The 25,008-nt window shown below is 70.7% G+C and carries 29 protein-coding genes and 1 tRNA gene; 14 read left to right on the top strand and 16 right to left on the bottom strand.

Features of this window, described 5'->3' with window-relative positions:
• The first annotated feature begins 22 nt into the window (after positions 1-22).
• The 3 genes from PGH47_RS22840 (at position 23) to PGH47_RS22830 (ending at position 4,145) form a co-directional block, all read left to right on the top strand.
• Positions 23-1,456, top strand: coding sequence for an FG-GAP-like repeat-containing protein (locus PGH47_RS22840; protein ID WP_271664994.1), 1,434 nt, complete (start codon positions 23-25; stop codon positions 1,454-1,456).
• An 87-nt stretch (positions 1,457-1,543) separates the two neighbouring features.
• Positions 1,544-2,995, top strand: a complete 1,452-nt coding sequence (locus PGH47_RS22835; protein ID WP_271664993.1) for an FG-GAP-like repeat-containing protein — start codon at positions 1,544-1,546, stop codon at positions 2,993-2,995.
• 187 nt (positions 2,996-3,182) lie between these two features.
• Positions 3,183-4,145 carry a Yip1 family protein gene (locus tag PGH47_RS22830; protein WP_271664992.1) on the top strand — a complete coding sequence of 321 codons (963 nt, stop codon included), beginning with the start codon at positions 3,183-3,185 and terminating at the stop codon, positions 4,143-4,145.
• A gap of 54 nt (positions 4,146-4,199) precedes the next feature.
• Here the strand turns inward: PGH47_RS22830 and PGH47_RS22825 are convergent, their stop codons facing one another.
• The 5 genes from PGH47_RS22825 to PGH47_RS22805 form a co-directional block, all read right to left on the bottom strand.
• On the bottom strand, positions 4,200-4,757 hold the full coding sequence (locus tag PGH47_RS22825; protein ID WP_271664991.1) for a hypothetical protein: 558 nt from the start codon (positions 4,755-4,757) through the stop codon (positions 4,200-4,202).
• A complete protein-coding gene (locus PGH47_RS22820; protein ID WP_150500931.1) occupies positions 4,754-4,933 on the bottom strand; it encodes a hypothetical protein in 180 nt (59 codons plus the stop codon). Before PGH47_RS22820 ends, PGH47_RS22825 begins: the two co-directional genes overlap by 4 nt.
• A 93-nt stretch (positions 4,934-5,026) precedes the next feature.
• The gene (locus tag PGH47_RS22815) at positions 5,027-5,401 is read right to left on the bottom strand and encodes a molybdenum ABC transporter substrate-binding protein (protein WP_126904073.1); all 375 of its coding nucleotides are present in this window, start codon (positions 5,399-5,401) and stop codon (positions 5,027-5,029) included.
• Positions 5,402-5,477: 76 nt separating this feature from the next.
• Positions 5,478-6,206, bottom strand: a complete 729-nt coding sequence (locus tag PGH47_RS22810) for an adenylate/guanylate cyclase (protein WP_271664990.1) — start codon at positions 6,204-6,206, stop codon at positions 5,478-5,480.
• A gap of 316 nt (positions 6,207-6,522) precedes the next feature.
• Positions 6,523-7,239 carry a hypothetical protein gene (locus PGH47_RS22805; protein WP_271664989.1) on the bottom strand — a complete coding sequence of 239 codons (717 nt, stop codon included), beginning with the start codon at positions 7,237-7,239 and terminating at the stop codon, positions 6,523-6,525.
• A gap of 110 nt (positions 7,240-7,349) precedes the next feature.
• On the opposite strand from PGH47_RS22805, the gene PGH47_RS22800 reads away from it, so the two are divergent.
• Positions 7,350-8,072: a Crp/Fnr family transcriptional regulator gene (locus PGH47_RS22800; RefSeq protein ID WP_271664988.1), complete on the top strand. Its 723-nt coding sequence runs from the start codon at positions 7,350-7,352 to the stop codon at positions 8,070-8,072.
• A gap of 41 nt (positions 8,073-8,113) precedes the next feature.
• Here the strand turns inward: PGH47_RS22800 and PGH47_RS22795 are convergent, their stop codons facing one another.
• On the bottom strand, positions 8,114-8,617 hold the full coding sequence (locus tag PGH47_RS22795) for a phosphoribosyltransferase (protein ID WP_271664987.1): 504 nt from the start codon (positions 8,615-8,617) through the stop codon (positions 8,114-8,116).
• Positions 8,614-9,189, bottom strand: coding sequence for a dCTP deaminase (gene dcd / locus PGH47_RS22790; RefSeq protein ID WP_271664986.1), 576 nt, complete (start codon positions 9,187-9,189; stop codon positions 8,614-8,616). The genes PGH47_RS22795 and dcd overlap by 4 nt, the downstream gene beginning before the upstream one ends.
• Before the next feature lie 538 nt (positions 9,190-9,727).
• On the opposite strand from dcd, the gene PGH47_RS22785 reads away from it, so the two are divergent.
• From PGH47_RS22785 to PGH47_RS22775, 3 genes are all read left to right on the top strand, one after another.
• Positions 9,728-9,801 (top strand) — tRNA-Gly (locus tag PGH47_RS22785).
• Positions 9,802-10,141: 340 nt separating this feature from the next.
• Complete coding sequence (locus tag PGH47_RS22780; protein WP_271664985.1) at positions 10,142-10,408, top strand: hypothetical protein; 267 nt, start codon at positions 10,142-10,144, stop codon at positions 10,406-10,408.
• Positions 10,409-10,963: 555 nt separating this feature from the next.
• Positions 10,964-12,205 carry a PP2C family protein-serine/threonine phosphatase gene (locus PGH47_RS22775; protein WP_271664984.1) on the top strand — a complete coding sequence of 414 codons (1,242 nt, stop codon included), beginning with the start codon at positions 10,964-10,966 and terminating at the stop codon, positions 12,203-12,205.
• Positions 12,206-12,426: 221 nt separating this feature from the next.
• On the opposite strand, the gene PGH47_RS22770 is transcribed toward PGH47_RS22775, so the two are convergent.
• The 4 genes from PGH47_RS22770 to PGH47_RS22755 form a co-directional block, all read right to left on the bottom strand.
• A complete protein-coding gene (locus PGH47_RS22770) occupies positions 12,427-13,107 on the bottom strand; it encodes a hypothetical protein (protein ID WP_271664983.1) in 681 nt (226 codons plus the stop codon).
• Positions 13,104-13,475, bottom strand: coding sequence for an STAS domain-containing protein (locus PGH47_RS22765; RefSeq protein ID WP_271664982.1), 372 nt, complete (start codon positions 13,473-13,475; stop codon positions 13,104-13,106). Before PGH47_RS22765 ends, PGH47_RS22770 begins: the two co-directional genes overlap by 4 nt.
• A 262-nt stretch (positions 13,476-13,737) precedes the next feature.
• Positions 13,738-13,992: a hypothetical protein gene (locus PGH47_RS22760; RefSeq protein ID WP_271664981.1), complete on the bottom strand. Its 255-nt coding sequence runs from the start codon at positions 13,990-13,992 to the stop codon at positions 13,738-13,740.
• A gap of 17 nt (positions 13,993-14,009) precedes the next feature.
• Positions 14,010-14,609, bottom strand: coding sequence for a DUF5994 family protein (locus tag PGH47_RS22755; protein ID WP_271664980.1), 600 nt, complete (start codon positions 14,607-14,609; stop codon positions 14,010-14,012).
• Positions 14,610-15,028: 419 nt separating this feature from the next.
• On the opposite strand from PGH47_RS22755, the gene PGH47_RS22750 reads away from it, so the two are divergent.
• From PGH47_RS22750 to PGH47_RS22740, 3 genes are all read left to right on the top strand, one after another.
• Positions 15,029-15,580: a DUF5994 family protein gene (locus PGH47_RS22750; protein WP_271664979.1), complete on the top strand. Its 552-nt coding sequence runs from the start codon at positions 15,029-15,031 to the stop codon at positions 15,578-15,580.
• A gap of 234 nt (positions 15,581-15,814) precedes the next feature.
• Positions 15,815-16,087 (top strand): hypothetical protein, encoded by a 273-nt coding sequence (locus tag PGH47_RS22745; RefSeq protein ID WP_271664978.1) that lies wholly within the window; start codon positions 15,815-15,817, stop codon positions 16,085-16,087.
• A gap of 204 nt (positions 16,088-16,291) precedes the next feature.
• Positions 16,292-18,040, top strand: coding sequence for a SpoIIE family protein phosphatase (locus PGH47_RS22740; RefSeq protein ID WP_271664977.1), 1,749 nt, complete (start codon positions 16,292-16,294; stop codon positions 18,038-18,040).
• Positions 18,041-18,060: 20 nt separating this feature from the next.
• On the opposite strand, the gene PGH47_RS22735 is transcribed toward PGH47_RS22740, so the two are convergent.
• From PGH47_RS22735 to PGH47_RS22720, 4 genes are all read right to left on the bottom strand, one after another.
• Positions 18,061-18,354 (bottom strand): SCO5918 family protein, encoded by a 294-nt coding sequence (locus PGH47_RS22735; protein ID WP_107904782.1) that lies wholly within the window; start codon positions 18,352-18,354, stop codon positions 18,061-18,063.
• A gap of 133 nt (positions 18,355-18,487) precedes the next feature.
• On the bottom strand, positions 18,488-18,691 hold the full coding sequence (locus PGH47_RS22730; protein ID WP_107904783.1) for a cold-shock protein: 204 nt from the start codon (positions 18,689-18,691) through the stop codon (positions 18,488-18,490).
• Positions 18,692-18,926: 235 nt separating this feature from the next.
• Entirely contained in the window at positions 18,927-19,271 is a 345-nt protein-coding gene (locus tag PGH47_RS22725; protein ID WP_107905309.1) for a MerR family transcriptional regulator, read from the bottom strand.
• Between the two features lie 148 nt (positions 19,272-19,419).
• Positions 19,420-20,127 carry a hypothetical protein gene (locus PGH47_RS22720; RefSeq protein ID WP_271664976.1) on the bottom strand — a complete coding sequence of 236 codons (708 nt, stop codon included), beginning with the start codon at positions 20,125-20,127 and terminating at the stop codon, positions 19,420-19,422.
• 868 nt (positions 20,128-20,995) lie between these two features.
• Between PGH47_RS22720 and PGH47_RS43280 the strand changes: the two genes are divergently transcribed.
• From PGH47_RS43280 to PGH47_RS22700, 4 genes are all read left to right on the top strand, one after another.
• Entirely contained in the window at positions 20,996-21,574 is a 579-nt protein-coding gene (locus PGH47_RS43280; protein ID WP_271664975.1) for a DUF5994 family protein, read from the top strand.
• A 401-nt stretch (positions 21,575-21,975) separates the two neighbouring features.
• A complete protein-coding gene (locus tag PGH47_RS22710) occupies positions 21,976-22,389 on the top strand; it encodes a DUF5994 family protein (protein WP_271664974.1) in 414 nt (137 codons plus the stop codon).
• A 112-nt stretch (positions 22,390-22,501) separates the two neighbouring features.
• Positions 22,502-23,023 carry a DUF5994 family protein gene (locus PGH47_RS22705; protein WP_271664973.1) on the top strand — a complete coding sequence of 174 codons (522 nt, stop codon included), beginning with the start codon at positions 22,502-22,504 and terminating at the stop codon, positions 23,021-23,023.
• 436 nt (positions 23,024-23,459) lie between these two features.
• Entirely contained in the window at positions 23,460-23,873 is a 414-nt protein-coding gene (locus PGH47_RS22700; protein ID WP_271664972.1) for a DUF5994 family protein, read from the top strand.
• A 681-nt stretch (positions 23,874-24,554) separates the two neighbouring features.
• Here PGH47_RS22700 and PGH47_RS22695 read toward each other — a convergent pair.
• Positions 24,555-24,995: an arsenate reductase ArsC gene (locus PGH47_RS22695; RefSeq protein WP_271664971.1), complete on the bottom strand. Its 441-nt coding sequence runs from the start codon at positions 24,993-24,995 to the stop codon at positions 24,555-24,557.
• Positions 24,996-25,008 lie beyond the last annotated feature (13 nt).

Raw genomic sequence — 25,008 nt, 5'->3', positions numbered from 1 at the left:
GCATTCCGAAAGGGACTTCACCTTGCGCAAGCGCACGCTGCTGCTCGCGGCGACCCTCACCACGGGCCTGCTGACCGCCCTCCCGGCCACCAACGCCGCCGCCGCGCCCTCGGGCCTGGCCGGCGACATCAACGGCGACGGCTACCGCGACGCCGTCATCACCGCGCCCCTCGCCAAGGTCGCCGGCAAGAGCAACGCCGGCTACGTCGCCGTCGTCTACGGCGGTGCGAGCGGCCTGGACACCACCAAGCGGCAGATCATCAGCCAGGACACGGCCGGCATCCCCGGCGTCCCGGAGAGCGGCGACTACTTCGGCGACCGTGCGACCACCGGCGACCTGGACGACGACGGCTACACCGACATCGTGGTCGGCGTGCACTCCGAGCGGATCGGCTCGACCGACGACTTCGGCGCCCTGACGGTGCTGTGGGGCGGCGCGACCGGCATCAAGTCCGGCACCGACATCTCCTCCCCGCTCCCCGAGAACCGCAATGAGCTGGGCTGGTCCGTCGCGACCGGCGACTTCGACGGCGACGGCGACACCGACCTCGCGGCGGCCAACAACGCCTTCCCGGGGCTGAACGTCTTCAAGGGCCCCATCACCCGCACCGGCCAGGCCACGGGGCTCGTCGGCATCGACACCTCCGAGCAGACCGGCATCAACACCGACCAGATCGTCGCGGGTGACGTCACCGGCGACGGCAAGTCGGACCTGCTGGTCATGGGCCAGGAGGAGATCAGTAGCGGCTACCGCACGCGCAGCGTCCTGTACAAGGGAACGACGACCGGCCTCACGCCGTCCAGCAAGGTCGCGGGCGGCTACGCGGCGGTCATCGCGGACGTCAACAAGGACGGCTACGGCGACATCGTCACCGGCAACTTCATGGAGAAGTCGACGGACGAGCCCAACGGCGGCTCCGGCGGCGCGGTGACCGTGACGTACGGCGCCGCGAGCGGCCTGAGCACCCGCACCCCCGTCCGCTTCACCCAGGACACCACCGGGGTGCCGGGCGCGTCCGAGCGCAACGACGCCTTCGGCTGGAGCCTCGACGCCGGTGACACCAACGGCGACGGCTACGCCGACATCGCGGTCGGCGTAGCCAACGAGGACCTGAGCGGGAAGACAGACGCCGGTTCGGTCGTGATCCTGCGCGGCTCCGCCTCCGGCCTGACCGGCACCGGCTCCAAGGCGTTCTCGCAGGACACGAGCGGAGTGCCGGGCACCGCCGAGTCGTACGACTACTTCGGTCACTCCGTGCTGCTCACCGACGTCAGCAAGGACGGCCGCGCCGAGCTGATCTCCGGCGCCCGCGGCGAGAACGACGGCGCGAGCTCCGCCTGGGCCCTGCGCGGCAGCTCCTCCGGCATCACCGCCACCGGCGCGAAGGCCTTCGGCAGCACGACGCTGGGCGGTCCGTCGGGCCTCACCTACTTCGGTGACGTACTGGCGGGCTGACCCCCTGCCCGCCACCCGCGCGGACACACGGACGCGCGGGTGGCGGGCGCCCCCACCCCACCCACACCATCGCGGGAGGAACCCCACATGCTGCGGCACCACCGCAACAGCAACCGCCACCGCCTCCAATCACTGGCCCTGGCCACGGCCACCGTCGCCGCCACCTTGACGGCCGCGCCGCTGCTCACCGCCGCACCGGCCGCCGCGGCCCCCGCCAAGTACGCCGACGACTTCAACGGCGACGGCTACCGCGACCTGGCCACCGCCGCCCCGTACACCCCGGTCGGCGGCAAGACCGACGCGGGCGCGGTCGTCGTCAACTACGGCTCCGCGAACGGCATCAGCGCCACCCGCCGGACCGTCATCACCCAGAACACGGCCGGCATCCCCGGCACCGCCGAGCAGGGCGACGAGTTCGGCCAGGCCCTGACCTCCGGCGACCTGAACCGGGACGGCTACGCGGACCTCGTGGTCGCCTCCACCGGCGAGAACGCCGACGCCGGCGCCGTCGTGATCGTCTGGGGCGGCAGCAGCGGCCTGTCCGGCGGCCAGGTCGTCCCGGACCCGGCCACCTCGGCCCACGACGAGTACGGCATGTCCCTCGCGGTCGGCGACTTCAGCGGGGACGGCAAGGCCGACCTCGCCGTCGGCAGCACCGGCAGCGACATCTGGATCCACAAGGGCGGCTTCCTCAAGGCCTCCGGCGCCGCGTCCCGCTACCAGCTCTCCACCGACCTGTACACGGGCGCCATCTACGGCTCCCAGAGTCTGGCCGCCGGTGACGTGAACGGCGACGGCACCGCCGACCTGGTCGTCAGCGGCACCCAGGCAGAGACCTACGACGACGGCACCTTCGTCTACCTGGGCTCCGCCTCCGGCCTCACCCGCCAGGCGTTCCTCAAGAACGGCGCCTACGAGCTGGCCACCGTCGGTGACCTCAACGGCGACGGCTACGCCGACGTGGTCGCCTCCACGTTCGGCGACGACGGCGCGACCAGCCTCGGCGGCGTCGTCAGGGCCTACCTCGGCAGCGCGAGCGGCGTGCGCACCTCGCCGCAGGCCACGATCACCCAGGACACCCCCGGCGTCCCGGGCTCGGACGAGGAAGGCGACTGGTTCGGCAACGCCCTGTCCATCGCCGACATCAACCGCGACGGCTACGCGGACCTGGCCGTGGGCACGATCCACGAGACCATCGGCGCCGCGAAGATCGCCGGCAGCGTCACGGTGCTGCGCGGCTCGGCCGCCGGCCTGACCGCGACCGGCGCCCAGTCCTTCACCCAGAACACGGCGGGCGTCCCGGGCACCGCCGAGACCGCCGACCGCTTCGGCGCCTCGGTACGCCTGTCCGACGTCAACGGCGACGGCAGGGCCGACCTGTCCGTCGGCGCGGACGGCGAGAACCACCCGGCGGGGTCGATCTACAATCTGCGCGGCGCCGCCTCCGGCATCACCACCAGCAAGGCGATCAGCTTCGGCCCCGGCTCACTGGGCCTGCCGTCGGGCTATCTGCGACTGGGCCAGGTAATGCTGCGCTGATCCCGACCCGGATCAGGACCAGGATCCTGATCCACCCGGCCGGCCCTCCCCGTACGGCGGAACCCCGACGGGACACCCGCAGGAGAGCCGCCGCACCCCCTAGGGGATGTCACAGGTCGGCCGCAAAGCCGGGCCCTGACCGCAGGGCCCGGCACACCGATCTCCGGGACCAGGTACGTTCGAAGACGTGGCTGGATTCAGGATCGGACGGGGCAGCCGGAACAACGGCACCCCGCAGACGCGCCCCCAACAACCTCCGTACGGGCAGCAGGCGCCCCAGGGACAGTCGTACGGCTATCCCCCGCCGCCGCAGCAGCCGTACGGCGGCCCGGGCGGCGGCGGTGGCGGCTGGCCGCAGGCCAACAGGGGCGGTGGCCAAGGCGGTTACGGCCATGGCGGTCGCGGCGGCCACGGTGGTCATGGAGGGCACGGGGGGCACGGCGAGCCGGAGTACTTCGGCGACGGTGACCACCCGCACGGCCCCGGCGGCGCCCACGACCCGTACGCGGCGAACAACCCGGGCCACACCCAGGCCTTCTCGGTCGGCGAGGACCCCTACACCCAGGGCGGGACCTACCGGGCGGGCTCGGCCCCGGCCGGCCCCATCGGCCCCCGTCTGCACTGGAAGGCCCTGCTGCGCGGCATCATCCTCTCCCCCTCGCAGACCTTCCTCCAGATGCGGGACTACACGATGTGGGGCCCGGCCCTGATCGTGACGCTCCTGTACGGCCTGCTCGCCGTCTTCGGCTTCGACACGGCCCGTGAGGACGCGATCAACGCGACCCTCTCCAACGCGGTCCCGATCGTCCTGACCACGGCGGTCGCGATGGCGGTCTCCGCCTTCGTCCTGGGCGTGGTCACCCACACCATGGCCCGCCAGCTCGGCGGCGACGGCGCCTGGCAGCCCACCGTCGGCCTCTCCATGCTGATCATGTCCCTCACCGACGCCCCCCGCCTGGTCTTCGCCATGTTCGCGGGCGGCGACGCGACCCTCGTCCAGGCCCTCGGCTGGGCGACCTGGGTGGCCGGCGGCGCCCTGCTCACCCTGATGGTCTCCAAGTCCCACGACCTCCCGTGGCCGAAGGCCCTGGGGGCGAGCGCGATCCAGCTGATCGCACTGCTGTCGATCGTGAAGCTGGGCACGTTCTAGCGGACGGCGGTCCACGGAGGAAGAGGCCCCTGCCGGTGCGGCAGGGGCCTCTTCTCATCGTGTGCGCCGGACGGTGCGGTGAAGGCCCGGGTCGAGGCCCCGCAGGGCGGCCTCGACGTCCTCCCGCAGACGGCGCATGACGCTCACACCGTCCGTGACCCCGTCCGAGAGCGTCCAGGTACGGATGCCCCACACCGCGTCCACCCGCCCGGCATCGCCCGTGGCCCCGGCCGGACTCAGCCGCAGCGACGCGGTGAAGTTCCGGCGCGAGAGGGCACTGCCGTACGCGACGACCACCTCGGAGTCCGACGCCTCCAGTACGTACGCGTCGGCCAGGACCGCCGGACACTGCGGAGCGAGCCGCACGGACGACAGGACCACGTCCCGGATCCGCCCCGGGTCGGCCGCCAGGGTGAAGTGCAGCTCCTCGGCCACCAGCTGCTGCCCGTCCCGGTGGTCACGCCGGGCGAACACGTGCTGCTTGGCCTTCGCGCGGCCGTAGTCCTTGAGCTTCCCCCACAGGACGGCCAAGATCACCAGGACCACCAGCGCCAGTACGCCCATCAGCGTTCCGGAGATCCCGTCCGTCGTGCCGGGCGACGTCCCGTTCACCGGCCGCGGCTCTGGTCGCGCAGCTTCTTGCCCGCGAGTGCGGCGCCCGCGCCGATCATCGCGAGCACTCCGTAGGTGACGAACAGACCCATGCTCGTCGTGCCCACCTTCAGCAGCACGGCCATCACCACGAACAGGGCCGTGCCCGCCCCCATCAACACCTTTTCCACGCTCACCCGGCTGCCCGTCCTCACTGTTCGATCCGCGCCGGGAGCACGGCGGTCACCGGCTCCCGGCCATTGCCAAGTAACTGATCCGTGTGTCGTGGCTCACCCGAAGGGCCGGGTCGAGCCCATCCCGAGCGGATGGCCGCAGAGCGCGGCGACGCTCTCCGTGGCCTCGCTCAGCTCCAGGAGGGAGGTCTCGTCGGCGTCCGAGATGGAGTCCAGCCGTTCCGCGTCGGACGAGAGGTCCTCCGGCCCCTCGTAGCGGTCGGCCACGTCCGCGAGCTCGCCGGCCGCCCAGAACACCGGGTTGCCGAACACCGTGCCGATGCCGATCCGGTCGCTCAGCGAGTCGTACCGCTCACAGACCTCCTTCCTGGACGTCGGCCCCGTGGCGCACCCGGCGGTGGTCAGTGCGATCAGCCCGACGGCCACCACGGCTGCGGCGATCCGTCGTGGACCCCCGGCTCGGCGAGTCATCCGCCTCCCCCTCTCTCTGCTACTGCCTGCTACTTCTCGCGTCCCGTCACGGGCCGACCCCCCGGCCCGGTGACCGTCACCGCCCGCCGCGCCACCGGCGCGAACGCGGGGCGGGCGGCGAACTCACCCGGGCGTCGCCGCCCGCCACGACCGCGCCGTTCATGTGCACGCTGTGCCCGGCGCTGATGGACACCCCGCCGCGCCCGTCCCGGTCCCGCCCCTCGTCCGTCCCGGCCGCCGACTCGCGGGCGATCCGCATCGCGCAGGCGTTGTCGCCGGGCACGTGCAGCCACGCCCTGGCGCGGGTCTCCTTGACCTGGAACGTGATCGGATGGAACGTCGTGGGTTCCACTCCCGGGAGACCGGCCCGCACCACCGAGTCGTGGATCACCTCGGACACCACGAGTGCTGTGTCGCTCGCGGCCTCGTCGAGCGCCTGCCGCAGCGGCTCGCCGTCGCAGAGCCGGAAGACATGGTTGACCGCGTTCCCCGCGAAGCCGTGACCGTCGCGATGGACGGCCCCGGCGTGCACGGCGATCCTGAGCCGCAGCAGCGGGTCGCTGCGCCGTCTCCCGCCCAGCCCCTGTTCCAGCCGGGGCAGCACAGCGGTGAACAGGGCCTGCACCGGCAGATCCGGCGGTATGACCAGCAACACGCCGTCCCCCCGGTCCTCCTGAGGGCACAGCCGCCACAACTCGTCGGTGAAGGCGGCCCGTAACTCGGCGTAGAGGTCCTCGCGGCTGCGCAGTTGGTCACGGTCGCTGCGCGAGCTGAATCCCTTGATGTCGGCGAAGAGCAAAGGCACATGCTGGGCATGGGGGAACACGGCGGATTTCACTTTCTGAGTTGGGGTGGGGCAACAGAGGGAGCGACGGCGGGGGCGCCCGAGGGTTCGAACGGCTGACGGGGTGGCGGCAGGGGCACCGAAGCGGTCCGGGCCGCCGACGCAGCGACGGCGGGGACGCGGGACGGGTCCGGGCGACCGGCCGGCCGAGCGGCGGCAGGAACGCCCGACGGGTCCGGGCGACCGGCCGACGCAGCGACGGCAGGAACGCCCGACGGGTCCGGGCGACCGGCCGACCGAGCGGCGGCAGGAACGCCCGACGGGTCCGGGTGGCCGGCTACGACGTCGGGAGCTGGAACATGCCGCACTTCAGTTCCTGGCTCTTCGCGTCGACCAGCGAGAGGAACAGCCCGGCGCCGCAGAGCTTCAGCAGCCCGTAGTCGGAGGTGTTCAACTGCCAGCGCCCGCCGGCCTGGACGAGCCGTGCGGTGCCCTGGCTGATGCCCTGCCAGCTGAGCGCGACCTGGGCGCCGGAGTCGATCTTCTCCGGCTCGCCGAGCCCCACTTCCTCGACGCGGTCCCGGTACGACTGCGACTTCGCGGCGAACGCCGAGTTCATGGTGGTCTCACAGCTGCTGTCGCCGGGCTGCACGAGGTGGCACCAGGAGGCGGCGTCCCCGAGCCGCTCGGCGAGCCGGGTCTGCTCGACCGTGTGCAGGGCACCGGGGAGTCCGGGCTCCTCCACCACGGACACGTCGACCGCGGGGTCGGAGCCCAGGGAGACGCCGGTCCAGATCGAACCGGACAGGACGACGATCGCCAGGCCGACCGCCAACAGGGGGTTCGCGAAGGCCCATTGTTTGGCCTTCTCGACGATGGTGATCTTGTCGCCGTGCACGACGTCCCCGACATGGGCGTCACCGCCGGCCACGACCGCGCCGCCACTGATGGTCGTACTGCCCCCGGACCGGATGTTCACCCGGTTCTGCGCGCCGCGTGCGTCCTGTCCCTGGCGTGGATCCGGACCACGCGGCGGCTCCCGTTCTTCGAGCATTTGTCATACCTGTCTACTCATGTGTCTGCAAGGCACATAAGAGCAGCACCAAGGTGGCCAAAAGGATGCAACTGCCTCGTAAGGAGGCCCGAGTTTGGGACGCTCCCGGTGTGAGGCACAAGACGTTCTGGGACACCCTCGACGGCGACGAACGCAAGGCGATGGAGCAGGTCGGGCGAGCCCCGCGGGATCCGGTCGAAACCGGCGGGACGATCCTCCGGCAGAGCGACCTCGCCGACCGGGTCGCTCTGATCATCAGCGGCGCATGCCGTGTGCTCTGGCACGGCGAGAACGAGCGCACGACCTATCTGGCCTCCCGGCGGCGCGGCGAGCTCATCGGGGAGATGGGCCTGCTGGACAACGGCCCCCGCAACGCGACGGTGACGGCGCTGAATCGGACGTACATCCGCTGGTACGGGCGGGAGACGTTCGAAGGACTGCTCGCCGAGCATCCGGGGATCCTGCGAAAGGTGCTCATGACCGTGTGCGCGCGGTTGAAGGAGTCCGACCACCACCGCGTCGTCGTCGCGTGCGCTCCCGCCAGGCTCAGACTCGCCCGGCTGCTGCTACGGCTGGCGGAGGCGGAGGGCGAGACCACCGCCCTCGGCATCGAGATCAGGCAGGTGACGCAGGAGGACCTGGGCGACTGGCTGGGCATGGGCCGGGAGGCGGCAGGCCGGCGGGTACGGGAACTACAGGCGCTGGGGCTCCTCGGCGACGCCCCGACGAGATCCCGGATCGTGGTGACCGACATCGAGGGCCTGCGCCACCACGCCTTCGGCCCGGAACCGGAGGAGCCGTCGTCCCACACGGCGGACGACGACAGCCGGTAGCCCCCGGCGTTCCCGCCGGGGCCTTCCCGTACGTGCTCGACTCAGGCGTCGAGAACCTGCCCCGCCCGCTTCACCACCGGGGGCTCGACACTCCACGGGAAGTTGATCCACTCATCGGTGCGCTTCCACACGTACTCGCACTTCACGAGCGAGTGGGACTTCTCGTAGATCACGGCGGACCGCACCTCGGCGACATGCTCGACGCAGAAGTCATGGACGAGCTTGAGCGTCTTGCCGGTGTCGGCGACGTCGTCGGCGATCAGCACCTTCTTGTCGGTGAAGTCGATCGCGTTGGGCACGGGCGCGAGCATGACGGGCATCTCGAGCGTGGTCCCCACACCCGTGTAGAACTCGACGTTCACCAGATGCAGATTCTTGCAGTCGAGGGCGTAGGCGAGCCCGCCGGCGACGAAGACGCCGCCCCGGGCGATGCTGAGCACGATGTCCGGCTCGTACCCGTCGTCGGCGACGGCCTGCGCGAGCTCACGGACGGCGACGCCGAACCGCTCGTAGGTCAGGTTCTCGCGTGCCTGGCCGGCGCTCATACCTGGGTCCGGTGGAAGTTCTGGAAGGACCGGGAGGCGGTGGGCCCGCGCTGCCCCTGGTACCGGGACCCGTAGCGCTCACTGCCGTACGGGAACTCGGCCGGCGACGTCAGCCGGAACATGCACAGCTGGCCGATCTTCATGCCGGGCCAGAGCTTGATCGGGAGCGTCGCGAGGTTGGAAAGCTCCAGGGTGACGTGCCCGCTGAACCCGGGGTCGATGAACCCGGCGGTGGAGTGGGTGACGAGCCCGAGCCGCCCGAGCGAGGACTTCCCCTCCAGCCGCGAGGCGAGATCGTCGGGAAGCGTGATGACCTCGTACGTCGAGGCGAGCACGAACTCCCCGGGGTGCAGGATGAACGGCTCGTCGCCCTCGGGCTCGACGAGCCGCGTGAGGTCCGCCTGCTCGACCGAGGGGTCGATGTGCGGGTACCGGTGGTTCTCGAACACCCGGAAGTACCGGTCGAGCCGTACGTCGATGCTGGACGGCTGCACCATGGTCTGGTCGTAGGGATCGATCCGTACCCGCCCGGCGTCGATCTCGGCCCGGATGTCCTTGTCTGAGAGAAGCACGCCCCGAGGATACGCAAGGCGCGCGGGACGACGACAATCGCGCCGCCCGCGCGCCGGGCTGTCACTGCTGGTACTGCGTGTGCGTCCGCTCCGCTACTGCTTCTCCAGTTGCACCGGCACCACACTGCGGAGCCGGGCACAGCGGGGACATCGAACGAGCCGGCCGGGGCCGAGGCGCTCGGCCTGCTGCATCGGGAACGAAGCGGTGCTGAACACGTGCCCATCGGCACAACGGACGACGGTGCGCTCCATCAAGTCCTAGAGTCCCTTCCCCAAGAGCCGCGTCTGGCTGCTGCCTGCCTGACGACGAGAGGCCACATTACGGGATCAAAGGGACGGCCCTCCAGGCGGCACTCCGACCCGGCGCGGACCCTCTCCGACGTCTCCACCGTACGCCCCAACTCCGGTGCCCCACACCAGGATCCCACCCCTGAAAAGCACTCAGGCCCCGCGGCTTCAGCGCCGGGGGCCGGTGATGAGGTACAGTGACCAGGCAATCGGACACCGACTCCGGATCACGCCGAATCGGGCGTCTTACGCGGGTGTAGTTTAATGGTAGAACATCAGCTTCCCAAGCTGAGAGCGCGAGTTCGATTCTCGTCACCCGCTCCATGATTCAGACCCAGGTCGGCGACCTGGGTCTTCTTGTTTCCGCCGCTGCCCGTGCGGCGCGTGCCGGAGGCGCGCCAGCACCAGATCCGCACCACGGGGTTTGCCGGCCAACTGACCACGAGCGAGCCGCTCATGGCCCCAAGCGCCCCCGGCCCCGAGACATCCGAGGGCTGCATACCCGTGCCAGAACCGTCACCGTCGGATTGCGCTACAGCAGCGGCCATGGCCCCCTGACCAGCCTCGGCATGGGCGTCGTCCTGCTCGGCACCGTCCCTTCGGTGGCACGCCGCGCGGGAGAAGAGGACGCTGGATTCACGGGTACGTGATGGAGAGGCACCCCATGGCCGAGACCGGCACAGATCACAAGGCTCACACGCCGTTCCTTTCCCGCCCCGGCGTCCGCCGCCTCATACCGTTCGTTCTGATCACCGCGATCGCTCTGGTCTTCATCTTCGAGAACCGCACGAGCGTCGAGATCCGACTTCTCATCCCAGAGGTGACCATGCCGCTGTGGGGTGCCCTTTTGATCGCCTGGGGCCTCGGCATGCTGGCCTGCGCCTTTACTCTGCGTCGACGCCCGCGCCGGCATTCACGACAGCCGCGGTGAGTTGCTGATGCGCCGGGAAGATGCACGGATATTTCATGCTTATCAGGCATACGATAACAAGCGGGCCAGTGCACTCTCACGTGCCAGGGCCCGGAAGGGCGGCCCCGGTGTGCATACGCCGGGGCCGTTGGGGCGTCGCCTCCGTGTTTCCCGGGGGACCCTGACCTACGGGTCCGCGGGCCTGTACCAGGTGCGGGGCGGGTCGATCATCAGCCGACGGATTCGCTCTGCCGCAGATGTGCCACCTCAGCCGCAACGGAACGATCCTGCGCCAGGAGCAGCCGTCGGCCCAAGCCTCTTGTGGCGACAGGCGTTTGGGGGTGACATGCCGCCTGTGGCGTAATCGGCTCGCTGCACGGTCGGCGATGCAAGCCTGTGCCGGTCGGCGCGCGTCGGCTCACGCTGATCACCGTTGACCGCCGGTTTGATCCGAGCAGGTCGGCTGTGCGTTACGGCGGGGCATGTGGTCGGGATATTGAAGGCGCCGTTCCGGCCGGTACCGCCCGCACCGGCTGCGGTTCTTCATGCGCCCGGGACGAGGAAAGCAGCACAGCAATGACGGACAGTGGGCGAAAGCCGGACAGGATCGGGCTGGACCGGTCGGAAGGCTTTGGCGAACGACTGCTGGGGGTGCTGCTGGACCGGGCCCACGAGATGCCGCCGGAGTTGATCGCCCCACTCGTCGCGGAAGAGGTGGCCAGGGTCGGGGGGCGGGAGGTCTCCATCCTCCTGCAGGACTACGAACAGGTCCTGCTGGTGCCGCTCCCGGGCCGGAGGCTGAGGGTCGGCAGCCCCGAGACGGTCGAGGACTCCCCGGCCGGCGAGGCGTTCCTGAGCCGCAGAACGGTAGAGGTGCCGCAGGACGGCAGCGTGCGGATGTACCTGCCACTGCTGGACGGCAGCGACCAGATCGGGGCGATGGCCGTCACCCTGGACAGGGTCGATGACGACGACCGGCGGTTGCTCCGCAGACTCGCCGGTCTGGTCGCGGACATGATCGTCACCAAGGACGCCTACACCGACCTGTTCTTCCAGGCCCGCCGCAGCGCCCCGATGAGCGTGGCCGCGGAAATCCAGTGGTCGTTGCTGCCCCCGCTGTCGATGACTGTTCCGCAGGTCGAGGTCGCCGGAATCCTGGAGCCCGCCTACGACGTGGCCGGCGACAGCTTCGACTACGCCCTCAACGGCGACACCCTCCACATGGCCATGATCGACGCGATGGGCCACGGGCTGGACGCGGCGACCATGGCGACGGTGGCCATCGGCGCCTATCGCCACACGCGACGGGCCAATACCGAGCTGTCCCAGGTTTACGCGTTCATGGACAGGGCGATCAATGAGCAGTTCGGCCACGACCACTTCGTCACCGCACAGATGATGGTTCTGAACATCGCCACAGGCCGGCTGCACTGGGTCAACGCCGGCCACCCGGCTCCGCTCCTGATCCGTGACCGCGCTGTGGTGGACCGGCTGGAGAGCCCGACCACGTTGCCGGTCGGCTTCGGCGGTGAGGAGCCGGTGGTCAGCGAGCGGATGCTGCAACCCGGGGACCGGTTGCTGTGCTTCACCGACGGCCTGATCGAGGAGCACAAGACCGGCGGGGAACAATTCGGTGAGGAGCAGCTCGTCGAGTGGACCAACCGCGTCCTCCGCGACCGCAACGAGGTACGGGCGGTGGTGCGAGCACTCTCCCACGCCCTGAAGCAGGAACGTGGCGGCAGTACGAGTGACGACGCGACCATCTTCCTGGTCGAGTGGCGAGGCGGCGACGCCGATCATCTCGCCACCCTCGATTGAGCCGGCGGTGAAGGCGCGCCGAACCGGGGCAGGTGATGCGGCCCGACGCCTCCCGGGTCCAAGCGGTCAGCGCCCTCGCAGCACCGCACGCGACAGCCGCGCCCGCCGGGTGGAGTGGGCCGCGCCACCGCCGTCGCCGGAGGATCTCGGGACGGGACCTTGAGGCAGCGCCGACGTGGCGAGTGGTGTCCAGCCGGCCCGGCCCGGTGGCGGGCTGGTCGTCAGTCGGGACGTTGGGTGCGGTTCTCATGAGCGAGGCCGTCCGGGCGGGCAATCGTGCGTGGGCCTAGGGGAAGGACCATGGCCCGCAGCGGCACAGGCGCCCTTGGCCGGGGGACCGTGGAATCCGACGGCCGGCGGATGGCCCCGATGTCCTGCCACCCCCACGACCGGAAGGCGTCGCAGGCCGGAACGTCGGCCTGGTCGACCAGCGTCGCCCCGAGCGAGGCGTGGTGGTCGGCGAGCAGGCGTTGCTGGAGCCGGCGGGCGAGGTCCTGTTCGTCCGTGTGGGGATGCACCACGATCTCGGTGATCGCGAAGACGTGGCCGGACGCGGTGAGCTGTTCGACGCTCTGGGGAAGGACTCCGTCGAACCCCCTCCACCAGGTCCCCTCGCGCGGTACGGGGAACCCGTAGGCACACCCGGCGAAGGCACTGTCCTCTGCGATCAACAGGGCGAATCCCGCCCGCCGGATGTCACCGGTGAGCCGGCGCAGAAACGCCTCCCGGCCTCGGTACTCCTGGCCCGCCTGCGCGTGGGAGGACTCCACGTACAGGTCGGCCAGGTCCTCCCGCAGGGTCTCCGCCTGCCAGCGGTTCAGCCGGCGCAGTCGTACCGCGGGGGCGGGAGTCGGTGCGCCTGCCGCACTGCCTGGCTGCCCACGGCGTGGCGGGGCCGTCACCGCGCACCGCCGACGGCGGCGGGGATGCGAGGTGACAGTGGTCGAACGGCCCGGAACTCGTGGAGCAGGAATCCGGAGCCGGTGATCTCGATGATGCGGACCAGGCTGGGCGGCGGGTGGTGCAGCCGCAGGGTCGTTCCGGTATCGGCGGCCAGCCCTGATGCCGTGAGGAAGGCGTTGAGTCCGCCGACGTCGCAGAAGGTGACCGCCGTGAGATCGACGTCGGCGATGTGGATGCCGTCGCGCAGACATGCGGTGACTGCGGCGAGCACGAGCGGGGCGGTGGCCCGGTCGATCTCTCCAGCGAGGGTGATCAACGCGCGGGTGGCCTGGTCGTGCCGGTGGATGTTCAGTTGTGGAAGGGGCATGGCTCCTCGGTTCTTGACGTACGAAGTACCCGTCGCAGGGCGCAGCGTGGTCGGGCCGAGTCGGGTCCGGGTTCGGCTCTCGCGGCATGCCGCCGATACGGGGGGTGCAGTGACGGGTGAACGGCCGGTCCGGCAGCCTGGGTTGGCGAGCACGGTGGTGGATGACGGATCGGCCGTCGGGATGCGCCACCGGGTCGGACGCAAGGTCCGCGCCTGGCGGGCATCGTGCTGCGGCCGGGGTCTTGGGCTGCGGGCGGTGCTGTCAGTTCGGGCGATGCCGTTGGTTCGGTCGGCTCGGCCCGTGGGAGTCGTCGTCGCGACGGTCGGGGCGGCCTGCGGTGCGGCTCAATCCCACCCGGCCGTGGGTCTTCCGTGGAGCCGACGGGGCCGGGCCCGGGGCAGGCATCCCGGTACGGCCGTAATGGAAGGCGGTCATGCGGCCACTGTGCTGCGAGTTGAGCATGTGGATGAGAAGCACCCCGAAGGCGATCATCGCAAGGACCACGATCGCGGTCACGAACGTCTCCACGGTCCTCACCTCCCCATCGGCTGATGTGCCGTCGGGGCGGCCATGCCCGGGATCCTGGGACGTGCGGCGGGATCGCGTGCCTCATGGCCTCCTTCGGAGTCCCAGACCGCTTCCACGGTCCGGTCGGCCTCGTACAGCGTCCGACGGCGCGCCGCCTCCTCCATCAGCCCGCTCGCGGTCGACGTGCCCAGCGGGTCGCTCGCGGCGGCCATCAGCCAGGCGGCCGAGACAGGGGTCGTCTGCGGCGGGACCACCAGGAGGTTCCAGCGGCCCGTGCGGTAGGAGAGCAGGAGCAATTCGTGCGGGTCCTGCTCGGACAGGAACCAGCCCACCTTCACGATGTGCCCGGCGACAGGCACCTTGCGGGGAACGACCGGCCAGTGGGTGGGATTAACCGTGACCCGGGTGATCCGCCCCCACAACGGATCCAGTACGGCGGCCAGGGAGGGGAGTTCGGCCCCGAGATCGCCGGAGCGGGGCCACCATGCGCCGTCCAGCAGAGCCGGTGCGGGACCGGCGGGAGCCAGCGACAGACGGAGAGAGGACGAGGACAACGAATGGTCATCGGCTTCGGCTGTCGGCGGGAGGGGAATGGTCGCAGTCATGACGCGAACCCTGCCCCGGGCCGGCCGCAACCGGCCCGGCGTATTCGATCGCCGAAAACGACACGAGCCTGGAAGCCGGTGCACGAAATATCCTCGGTGATTTAAGGATACTCCTCGGAAATGCCCAACGGATCGGACGGCCGACGGAGAAACGGTCCCGTGCGCCCCTGCCGGGGACTCTCGTCCCAGAGGCAGCGGTCCGAACGAGCAGGTATTCGCCAGACAGAAGAAAGGGCCGACCGACGACTGCCGAGGAACAATTTCCTGCGCGCACTGTCCGGTCCGCTCGGCTCCTTCGGGGAGTAGCGTGAACCCATCGGGAGTATTTCGTACATCGGCTCCGATGCCGGCGTCGTTCCCGGTGCGCGACAACACCGGGCCGCTGCCCCCGTGCGGGAGTCCGGAGACAGGTTTGCACCATGTCCGCGACCACCTCTCATCCCCCGCTGCGGGCCGTTCCCTTCCGCGTCCCGACCGCACGCCTCGCGCTGCGGTCGAAGGCCCCTTCCGCAGGGCTCACCGAACTGGACGGTGCCTGGTGGCCCCGTTCACGTGACCTGCCGAGCGAACTCTCCGCCTTGGCGGACGTGCTGGATCCGCTGTGGGGACGGATCACCCGTATCGCGGTCAACCCCCGCCACTGGCCGATCCTCCCGCCCAGAATCCTCGTCAACGGCCATGTGGTGAAGGTCGGTTGGTTCACCTCTGAGCTGGATCCGCACGGGATCGTTCTGCTGTCCTACACGGCGGGCCGCTGGGACCTCCTGGTGATCCCCCCGGAGACCGACGCCCCCTCGGCCGCCCGGCTGATGGCCACCGCGAGCGCGGACACCGGCCCGCCGGTGACCGCGACCGAGCTCATGACGGCGGAACGGGCCCGCCGTGGAAGCAGGGTGAGCGCCGGCAAGGACGGTGTCGACGGCACCCTCTCGTCACACGGCCGGCAGCAGCCGCACGCTGTGGGGTTGTGAGGTCCCGGGGGCGGCCGGAATTCCGGCATGCGATGACCCGGTCTTCCGGCACCGTGCCGACATAGGCAGACCCTGACGAAACCGCTGGTCGGGGGCACGGTTCGTGAGCCGCTCGTGGGCAGGTCCTCATGGCAAGGCCGGGAGTAAAGTGAATTCCGGGAGTCAGTCGGTGACCTGTGGCCTGCTCCTTGCCTGGGGCGACGGGTTCTGAGCTTGGCACGAGTGGCGGCGACCATGGCAACACTGCATGAGCGGAAAACGTACCGCGAAGCAATCATGAAGACCCTGTACGAGGGCATGGAGGGCAGCGGCCTCCCTGACGCCTCCGGGGCCAAGCTCCGTGACGATCTGGCGATCCCCGAGCAGGATCTGACCGCGGCCTGCACCTATCTGGTGGAGGAAGGACTTGTCACGGTCCGCTGGGCCCACGGAGACACACCCGCCACGGTCATGCTGACGCATCAGGGAATACGGCTCATGGAGGCCGAGGAGGAGGACCAGGGCTGACCGGGGCACGCCGACGCCGGGGCCGTTGCACCACCCGGGGAAACGCGCAGGCGGGCGGCGCGGCGGAGGCGGGCGACCGGGTTCTCGTTCCGGCCATGCGAGCGGGTTCCTGTCAGGAGACCATCGGATCAGGGATGTGTCAGAGCCCCTGATGCTGACGCGCCCGCGGTCTTCGGTGGGAGGCCGCCATGACTGGAGGGCGGCATGGTGGAGGATGCGGAGCCCGGTGCGAGAGGTGAGGAGCGATCGCGGCCGGCGGCGGCCGAGTCGGGTTTCTGGCAACAGGTCGTCGAGCAGTTGAGCACAGCCCTGATGGTGGTGGATCCGGCCGGACGGATCCTCGCCGTCAACCCGGCCGCCGAACGGCTGCTGGGGCGAACCGCCGCTGCGACGCGGGGGCAGGACGCGCACGAGCTGCTGCACCGGGACACGAACGGCGGCACGCTCCTGCGAGAGCGGTGCCCGCTGCTCCAGTCGCTGACCGAGGGGGTCGCCGCGCGCGGGGAGGGGGACCGCTATCTGCGGGGTGACGGTCGTCTGGTCACGATCTCCTGGTCCGCTTCTCCCCTGACGGACGGCGGCTCCTTCAAGGGCATGGCCGTGCTGTTCACCGACATCACGGCCGACCGCAGCGCGCGCCGGGAACGTGCGGCCTATACGAGTGCTCTGGAGGACCTCAACGAGCGGCTGACTCTGGTCGCGGAGATCACCGACGTACTGGGGCAGACCCTGGAGACCGACGAGGCCCTCGCCCGGTTGTGCGGCCTGCTGGTTCCCCGCCTGGCCGACTGGGCGGCGGTGGATCTCCGGACCCGTTCCGGGCAGGTCCACCGGATGGCGGTGACCGGACCCGCGGGCCGGGTCGCCGCGCTGGAGGGTGGGCGCGAGCGCCTTCCCGGGACGAGCGAGGCAGACCGCTCACCTCTGGTCCAGGTGCTCGCCGGAGGTGATCCCGTGCTGCTGGGAGAGCGGGACGAGGCGGAGACGGCCGCACCGCCCGGCTCTCCCCTGGCCGCCGTCCACGGCGACTTCCTGCGGACGGTGCACGCGACGTCCGCCATCACGGTGCCGCTGGGCACCAGGGAGCAGATCACCGGCGCCCTGACGCTGGTGCGCACCGACCCGGCGCACCCCTTCGACACCGAAGACCTGGCGGTGGTGAGCGACGTCGGCCGCCGGGTCGGTCTGGTCATCGACAACGCACGGCGGTTCGGCCGCCAGCGCGCCGTCGCCGAGGCCATGCAGCGCAACCTGCTGGCTCCGCTGCCCCAGCCCGGCCGTCTGCGGCTGGCCGCCCGCTATCAGCCCGCCCCGGCCGGCTCCCAGGTCGGCGGTGACTGGTACGACGCCTTCGAGCTGAAGGACGGCACGCTCGCGCTGGTCATCGGCGACGTCGTGGGCCACGACCTGACCGCGGCCGCCGGGATGGCCCAACTGCACGGCATCCTGCGGTCCCTGGCCTGGGACCACACCGGACCGCCCGGCGTCGTCGTCGACCGCCTCGACGACGCCATGCCCGCCATCACCACGGTTCCCATGGCCACGCTCGTCCTCGCTCGGGTCGAAGGCCACCCGCACACCGGACCGTGGACCCTGCGGTGGACCAGCGCCGGACATCCGCCGCCCCTCCTGCTGACCCCCGGCGGAGACGCGCGGTACCTCGAAGCCGGACAGGGACTGGTCCTCGGCGCCCCCGTCCCCCTGGGCACCGGCGCGGGCCGGCCGAACGCCACGCAGTCACTGCCGCCGGGTGCCACCCTGCTGCTCTACACCGACGGCCTGATCGAGAGTCCCGGCAGCGACCTCAACACCGGCCTGGACCAGCTGCGCCGGCACGCCCTCGCGCTCGCCGACGCACCGCTGGACACACTGTGCGACCAGCTGCTCGCCCGTATGCCGCCCGGCAGCACCGACGACGTGGCTCTGCTCGCCGTGCGCATGCCGGCGCTGTGACCCGGCGAATTCCAGGTCGGTCAGCCGCCCCACAGGAGACGCCGTCCGTACAACGGGCCGGCGGCGGGCGGGGACTGCGGGGGCGCGGCACGGCAGGCGAAGCCGAGGCGGGTCAGCGCCCTGGTCACCTCACCGGTGGTGAAGTCACGGCGGTCCTGGCCTGTGATCACCTCACCCACCTGCTTGACCGGAAACACGCGGCCCTCGATGACGACGCCGACCCCTGTGACGGGCTCGGGCCGGACGCGTTCCATCGATGTCTCGACATCGGCCTTGAAGAGGTCGAAGGGATATCGGGCGATCACGCAGCGCATGGTGCCTCACCAGAAGTCGGGGGTGGGTGATTCAGCGGCGGGTGCCTTCGGGGGATCCGTTGCCGGAAAGGGAAGGGGCCCGCACCCAAGGTGCGGGCCCCTTCGCATGCGCTCGACGCGTCGTTCGCGGGTGTCAGGCGGGAACGATGTTCTCGGCCTGCGGGCCCTTCTGGCCCTGCGCGAGGTCGAACGAGACCTTCTGGCCTTCCTGCAGCTCACGGAAGCCCTGGGCGGCGATGTTCGAGTAGTGGGCGAAGACGTCGGCGCCGCCGCCGTCCTGCGCGATGAAGCCGAAGCCCTTTTCCGCGTTGAACCACTTAACAGTGCCGGTGGTCATGTCAATTCTCCTGGGACAGTGCTGGAGACCCGCACCTCGCGGGCCCCTCATCGCCGCGATGATCACCCGCCCGAGAATCCGGAAAACGGCAACCACAACTGCAATTCACTTTCAGAATAGCACGAAATGCATTGCAAAAAAGATGAGTGGAAACCGTCGGAAAACCATCTGCCGGATGCATGGAAAAGACTCTTGCGAAGCTGATTGAATTCCTGCTCCGGCGGCGGCACATTTTTTACGCGCCGCCGCTGTCCGCCCGCTCTTCCGGACGGCTCAATTCCGCGTTGGCGCGCAGGGCCTCCTCCAGCCGGTCCTCAAGGCCGATGATCCGGCAGGCCGCCTCGATCGGCGTTCCCTGATCGACCATCTCGCGGGCCCGGGCGGCGAGTCGCAACTGATGACGCGAGTAGCGGCGGTGGCCACCCTCCGACCTGGTCGGGGTGATCAACCCCGTCTCTCCGAGGGCCCGGAGGAAGCCTGGCGTCGCACCGATCACCTCGGCGGCACGGCCCATGGTGTACGCCGGGTGGTTGTCGTCGTCGAGCCGGTCGGCGGCATGCGGCCGGTCCTGCGAGGGCATCTGCGCCTTCCCGCGGGCCGCCGAAGTCGCGGCCCGCACCAGGGGAGCGGGTCCCCTTACAAGAACTCTAGTCGTCCTGCCGGAAATCCTGCCGTCGCCGACACAGATGCTCTCTGCCGCTCGCCCCCCCCCCCGGTCGACTTCACCCTCACCGCAGGACCAGAATTCGGTTGGGAGGAGCGAAGAGGGGCCTCCCCCGTGCGTCCGCCACGTCCGCCAGGGCGTACTGCCATCCCCAGGACCGCAGCGCCTTGATCGTCCGAATATCGGTGCGTTTCACCAGCATGACGCCGAGCGCGGCGGCGTGGTCGGCCAGCAGCCGTCTCTGCAGGCGCCGGGCGAGATTCCAGTCGCGGCTCTGGTTCTGTGTGCGCACCCGGTGCCCGACGAGGATCTCGGAGATCGCGAAGAGCCTCCCCGACGCGGCGACACGGAGCAGGCCGCGCGGCAGGTATCCGTCCAGGCCCTGCCACCAGGGCCCGTCGCTGCTGACGGGGAAGCCGTGGGCGCATCCCGTCAGCAGCGTGGTACCGGACGAGAGCGTGGTCTCCGCTGTCAGCAGGGCGAATCCCGGTCGCCGTACGTCGGTCGCGAGCCGCTCCAGGAAGGCGGAGCGGGCCCAGTTCCACGCCCATGGCTCGCCGCCGGAGGTCTGCGCGAAGAGGTCGCCGAGTTCCGGCATATGGTCCTCCACCTGGAGGCGGGTCAGCGCGCGGAGGCGTTCGCCCGCCAGGGGCGACGGGCCCTTACGGCCCCTGGGCGGGGCGGTCTCTTCCGGAGGCGTCGGGTTCAGAACGGCGCTCGGCGCCGGATCCGGGTCCGCGGTCGTCGGCCGGGCCGGCACGTTCACAGTCATGAGGAAGGACCCTGCCCCGAGTCCGGACGGGTCCGGCCCGGCGTCGTCGCTCGCCGAGAACGGCGCCGGTGTGGCGCCGACGCGCGAGGAACCCTCGGTGCCTTCAGCCTACGCCCGGGCCCGCGGACGCCGGCGGCTCCGCAGCTCGCGAGCGTACGGCGGACGTACCCGGAACGGATCATGCCGGGCCGACGGGTCCTTCCCCGTCGGCCCGCCCCTCGGACGGAGGACCGTGGGGGGGGGCTCCCGCCGCCCCGCCTCGTGTTCTCACCGGTGCGGGAACGGCCCTTCCCGCGGCTGTCATCCTCGTCACCTGTGCCTGTTCCGACGGCCGCCGCCGGTCGTCCGGCCCCGACGGCGGCCGCCCGAGGCTCCCTTGGCGGCCGCTCCCCCCTTCTCGGGCGCGCGGTCGGGAGCCTTGTGCCCCACATCGGACCCACGACGGCAGACGGGAGGTCACCGCGCGGATCTCGCGACGAGGGGAGGCGAAGGTGACCGAAGCCGGCTGCCGGAGGGCGAGGAAAGCCAGGGCCAACTGTCTTGCGGTGGCGGCGAATCGGTCCTTGCCCGGTATGCCGGGGAGCAACCGGCACATGGACTGCCGGAACGGTGTACGTTCCGCCGGACTCCTGGTCCACGGCCGGACGGCGACAGCCTAGGCCCGCTTCCCCCAGGGTGGGAACCCCCGGGGGAAGGCCCGCTTTCCGCCATACTCGGACGCGGCGTCCGCCGTCCGGTCCGGGAACGCCGGGGCGGAGTAGCGTGTCGGGCACCGGGAGTTCCCCGTACGCCCGCGCCGCGTCGGCGTCGTTCCTGGCGCACCACGGCACCGGTCCGTCGCAAGGCGATCCGGGGACAGGACCGCGACATGGAATCGCACGCCGATGACCGTGCGACCCGCGAGCGGGAACACTCTTCCCCCTCCTTGCCCGCCCGGCTCACGCTGCGTCCGCCGACATTTCCGCCCGGCCCCGTGTGCGGTGCCTGGTGGCCCCGTTCCCGAGATCTGATGGCCGAACTGCCCATGCTCACCGACGCGTTCGACGCACTGCGGGGGAGAGTGACAAGTTCCGCCGTGCGCAGCGGCACCTGGCCGGAGACGCCCTGCGCGCCGCCTGCCACCGGTCACACGGTGAGGGCCGCGTGGTTCGCGTCCAGGTTCGACCCGTACACGATCCGGCTCTATTCCCACGGTGTCGGCCGCTGGGACCTGCTGGTCGTCCCGCCCGGGACGGGTGCGGCCTCGGCCGCACGGCTGATGACGGCAGCGGCCGACCCCGCGCTCAGCCTCACGGCGGGCGCGCTCGTCGCGGCCGAACAGAGCCGGCACGACCAGGACGGCACCGGCTGGGAGCAGGAGCAGGTGGAGCAGTGGGAAAGCGAGGGCGGTGCACCGTCGTACCCTTCGGCCGGCCTTTCCTTCTTCAACAACTGTTACGGTCCGTGACCGCCTTCTCGCTCCACACCCGGTAGGGTGAAATGACCGAGGGCCCACCGCATACCGGTGACCGGACCGGTTTCGCTCCCGGCGCACGACGACACCCGGGGCGGCTCGACGCCCGGGACAGGTGCCGCACCATGACAGCCTCCGCTGCCCGCCCTCGACGCCCTCGATCCGTACGCGGCACCGTCTGACACCTGCCGCAGGCGGGCGACCCTTTCTGTTCGCCGCCAAGTCCCGGCTTCCGGGCACCCGGCCGGGCCGACCCCGTCGGCCCACCACGATCCGCGTCCTCGCACACCTCGGCCGGTGCGGGCCGCGGAGCACGCCCACCTCGGACCGCCGCACCGCCCGCCGTGCCCGGCGGGGATCGCCCGCGGAGCAAGTCCGCCCACCGAAGGAAACTCATGATCACCACAGGCCCGCCCGCGCCGCCCGCTCATCCCCTCCTCCGGCTGCGCCTTGCCCCCGACAGCACCCTGCCCCGCCGCCTCGACGGCGCGTGGTGGCCCCACTCCTACGATCTCCTGGCGGAGCTTCCCCCGTTGCTCGCGGCGCTGCCGCGCGGCTGGGGACACATCGCCAGTGTCACGGTGAACTCGGGGGCCTGGTCCGCGGCACCCGGCCGCATGTTCGTCTGCAACCAGGTCGTACGGCTGCGCAGGGCCGTCGCACCGCACGCGCCGGACACCGTCGTCCTGCTCGCCCCCGGCCACGGCCGCTGGGACCTGCTGGTCGTGCCACCCGACACCACCGCCGAAGAAGCCGAGCCGCTCATGACCGCGGCAGTGGACGACCGCGGCCGAGACCGGCAGGAGTAGCGTGAACAGCAGGAGAGTCAGGGCGCAGGACACTCTCCTCCGGACAGCCGCTCGGCCACCGTCGGCACCGCGAGCCGACGGCTCGGCCCACGCGAAAGGGCAGGTGAGCGCGATGTCGGACTCCCCTACCTCGCATCCCGAAAGGCTCCTGACGGACGGCGTACACGAGTCGGTGCGCCCCGGAACGGCTCTCCTGCGGCTCACCACCACCCACGACCGCCAAGGCATTCTCGACGGTGCGTGGTGGCCTCGTTCGAGGCATCTCGCCACCGAACTGCCCGGCCTGATCAGCGCACTGACCGAGCGCCTCGGGCCGGTCACCCGGATCGGCCTGGACACCGGGGCCTGGGACGAGATGCCGACGCGGATGACCGTCGACCACCGTGTCGTGCACATCGACTCCTTCTCCGAGGGCGACGACACCGCGCTCGTGACCCGCGGAGACCAGGACTACTTCTCCCTGCTCGTGGTACCGCCGGACACGCCTCCCGACGCGGCACGGGCCGCGATAGCCGAAGCAGTCAGTGCCGACAACCCCAAGCAGGCCGTGCAGATCCTCATCGACACGAGCGCGGGCCGAGCCCGCCCGACCGAGCCGGGGGCCGTCGACGACCATCGCCTGGAAGGCCGGTGACCGAACGCCCATCGGTCATGATCACCGGTACACCCGGCCGCCGGTGATCCGCCCCGCACACGGCTCGCGCGGCAGAATCAGAAAGATCTGAGAGAACCGCGCCCAGAAAGTGTGCTCTCGGCCAGGCAGGGGACTTGGTGTGCAAGGCCGGTTCAGCAACGTCCCCTGGGGACTGGCCCGGTCCAGGCCTCTCCGGTTCAGCCAACGTGCCGGACGAGCTGCCATCAGGCAACGCGAGGGTGCCCTCCTCACACCGGAGGGCGACTTGGCGGGGCCTGATGGTGCGCACGCGACGTCACGGGCTCCCGGGCGGCACTCTCAGACCGGGAGTAGCCTGGACAAACCGAGGGCTTCTCGCGCAACGCGCCCGGCGATGCCGTTCCCGGCGAATGACGCGACGGGCAGCCGGCATCGGCTCCCGGGACGGGACCGCACGATGAAACCCAGCCGTACCCCGGCCGAGGCCGCGTCGGCGGACGACGCGCACACCTATCGCATGCCTCTGCCCCGCCTGACCCTCAACCAGGGCGTCAGCCACGGCCTGTTGGACGGAGCCTGGTGGCCTCGCTGCGACGCGCTGGAGCTGGAGCTTCCCTCGCTCGTCGCCTCGTTGGAGCTGGATCGAGGCACGGCCGTACGCGTCACCGTGGACGCCGCCCAATGGCCCGACGCACCACAAACGGTCATGGCACCCGGCCGCGTGATCACAGTGGAGCGCACCGGATCGGCCGACGAGGCGCGCACGATCACCCTGGACTGCGACACCGCGGAGCACTGGGTACTCCTGGTCGTCCCGCCCGGGGAACCCGCCCATACAGCCGCCCGGCTGCTGGCAGCCGCCGGACGGTGACAGGGATACGGCAGCGTGTGGCGCACCACTTGCGGTGGGCGCGGCATGCCCACCGCCCTCAGCGGAGCACCAGGAGGCGGCGTGGAGCGAAACGGGAGGCTTTGCCGTACTCGGCCGACAGACAGCTCCAACCCCAGGCCGGCAGCACCCGGTAGGTCTCAACGTCACCGCGGTCGACCAGAGTGACGCCGAGTGCGTCGGTGCGGTCTCCCAGCAGGCGCCTGTGCAGACGTCGGGCCGGCTCGCTCGACAAGGGTGCGCGTACAACTCACCGAGCTCCCGCATCCGGTCATCGGCCAAACGTGGGTACGTCCCGATGCGGTCGGGGAACCGTCGGGTGCGTGCCTCGTCAATTGGGTGTGCACCCGTGCGTCAGGCCGGACTCGCCGTCCGGCCGAGACAATCAAAGGAGTCCGGTGGGACCCGGCTCCGTCCGCCGTTCATCGCCCGGCCATCCGTGCCGGTCAGAGCCATGGCGCGGTTTCCGGGCCGCCGCCTCCCTGTGCCTGATTTGCCGGTCCCACGCAGAGCACTTCCCGTCCCCGGCTGAGGGCGTCGAAGTGACCGCACAAGGCCACCACCGACCGGACAAGTCGTACTCAAATCTCTTCGTTCCCGACCAAGCCGATGCCAAGGGGGAACGACTCCAAGCCGGCCGCCCCCTACGAGATCACGTCTTGGTCAGCGCGCTGTCAGACCCAGGTCGGCGAGCAGCCCCCTCACGCGGTTCTCGATCTCGTCGCGGATCGGGCGTACGGCGTCGACGCCCTGGCCTGCCGGATCGTCCAACTTCCAGTCCAGGTAGGTCTTGCCGGGGAAGACGGGGCAGGTGTCGCCGCAGCCCATGGTGATGACCACGTCCGATGAGTGGACGGCCTCGGTGGTGAGGATCTTCGGGGTCTCGGTGGAGATGTCGATGCCTGATTCGGTCATTGCCTCGACGACGGCCGGGTTGACCGTCTCGGCCGGGGCCGAGCCGGCCGAGCGGACCTCCACGGCGTCGCCCGCCAGGTGGGTCAGGAAGGCGGCGGCCATCTGGGAGCGGCCGGCGTTGTGGACGCAGACGAAGAGGACGGAGGGGCGGGCGGGGGCCGGGCGGTCCGCGGCGGGGCTGCTGCTCATGGTGGCGTCTTCC

The sequence above is a fragment of the Streptomyces sp. HUAS 31 genome, assembly GCF_028198125.1.
In the GTDB taxonomy this organism is placed as follows: domain Bacteria; phylum Actinomycetota; class Actinomycetes; order Streptomycetales; family Streptomycetaceae; genus Streptomyces; species Streptomyces chartreusis.
The sequence above is the reverse complement of the archived record's forward strand: the minus strand, read 5'-3'. Positions and strand labels throughout refer to the sequence as shown.